The organism is Vagococcus sp. AM17-17 (assembly GCF_003471765.1).
Lineage (GTDB): Bacteria > Bacillota > Bacilli > Lactobacillales > Vagococcaceae > Vagococcus > Vagococcus teuberi.
On record NZ_QRJY01000037.1, the window covers coordinates 1 to 1,546 of the forward strand.

At 28.5% G+C, this 1,546-nt stretch carries 3 protein-coding genes; all 3 read right to left on the bottom strand.

Annotation, left to right across the window (positions count from 1 at the left end; all coding sequences use genetic code 11):
* Positions 1 to 127 precede the first annotated feature (127 nt).
* A complete protein-coding gene (locus tag DW196_RS11020; protein WP_118251293.1) occupies positions 128 to 664 on the bottom strand; it encodes a hypothetical protein in 537 nt (178 codons plus the stop codon).
* A 74-nt stretch (positions 665 to 738) separates the two neighbouring features.
* Positions 739 to 1,026, bottom strand: a complete 288-nt coding sequence (locus DW196_RS11025) for a nucleotide pyrophosphohydrolase (protein ID WP_118251294.1) — start codon at positions 1,024 to 1,026, stop codon at positions 739 to 741.
* A 79-nt stretch (positions 1,027 to 1,105) separates the two neighbouring features.
* Positions 1,106 to 1,390 carry a hypothetical protein gene (locus DW196_RS11030; RefSeq protein WP_071456060.1) on the bottom strand — a complete coding sequence of 95 codons (285 nt, stop codon included), beginning with the start codon at positions 1,388 to 1,390 and terminating at the stop codon, positions 1,106 to 1,108.
* Positions 1,391 to 1,546: the final 156 nt, after the last annotated feature.

Here is a 1,546-nt window from a genome sequence, read left to right on the forward strand (position 1 = left end):
ATCCTAAATTCTAACGTTTTAACTCTTACCAACAGTAGTTGACAAAGAGCCCTATAATCATGCCAAAATTTACACCAATACCCTCTTCAAATATAGCATTATTTAAATACTTGATTATTTCAAAAGTCTATTTTCCCTCAAAAACAACTTTTTCTGGTAGTTTATAATTCCCAATACTTTCTCCATCAGCAAGTAAGGCTTCTTTAAAATCTGCAATACTCAAGTCAATTTTCCTTGAAAGATCAAACACAATATGTAACATATCATGAAAATACATAGAATTTCCTTGTTCAAAGTACTCTTTATATTCTTTTGACGTATTACCAAATCCTGTTTCTTCTTCAAACTTACGCGATTCTTTTAAATAAATTGAAAAATTTTCTTTTGTATAGATCGCAAAATGATTAAAAATTTCAATCGCTAAACATAGATCTTGATACCACAAATCGTAACTTTTTTTAGCTAATCCACCTTTTGCTTCTATTAAATGAAATTTATCATCACGTAAATACTGCGTGATTAGCATCTCAATATTTAAACTAATACCTGTATATGATACATCATTAAATTGGAATTGCTTTAAATCTTCCAGCTCACCAAGCAAACTTTGTGGGGTGAATTGTCTGTTTTCCATACTCTTATACACTTTTTTTTGTTCAAACATACTATTTCCTCCTACAGCTTTATTTTACTCCTTCATTATAACCCACTACTAACAAATCAACTACTTATACCTTTTTATTTAACCGGATATTTTATCGCATTCTTAACTAATTTCTTTTCAATAATATCATCTATATCAAATCCTAATTTATCAGCTAAGGTGTATGAGTAAATCAATACATCAGCTAGTTCTTCTTCTAACCTTTCTGTCTGCTTTAGTGCTTCTTCATTATCTAACCATTGAAACAATTCTAGTAACTCACTTGCTTCTAAAGATATAGAAATTGCGAGGTCCTTTTCTTTACTATTATGGTGCCAACCTCTTTCATTTCTAAATACATTTATTTTATCCATTGAGTTCATTATTATTCTCCTTATTCTGTCTTTTTTCTATTATAACAAATAATCAAAAAGCCTAGACAAATCGACTAGGCTTTCTCAATTAGTATTTAACTAAAACTTTTCCTTCTTTATCTTTTACTAAATGTACATCGCATATAAAAACACCTTGTGGAGCAAAAAAAACACTAGTTAACACAATTGTCAGTATATTCAATGAATCATTTTCTTTGATATTTAAATCACGAATGCCATCTACTATCTTTTCTTTTAATTCTTCTAAAACGTAAGATAACTTACTTTCATCACTTAGTTTCTCTTCTACATTTTTTAAGAACAAATCATAATTATCTTTAGTTACAAATAGATGTTCTAACTCATTTATCATATTTCTTCCTCCTAATAAATAATTTATGTAGCAACTGTAACTCTAAGTCATGACAAAAAGTAGATGAATATTTGAAAGTTTATAGGAAAGAAAAAAGTTCTTGCGGCTCTATAATTTCTACTGTTGGTAACGAAAGTTACCAGCAGTTTTTAGTAC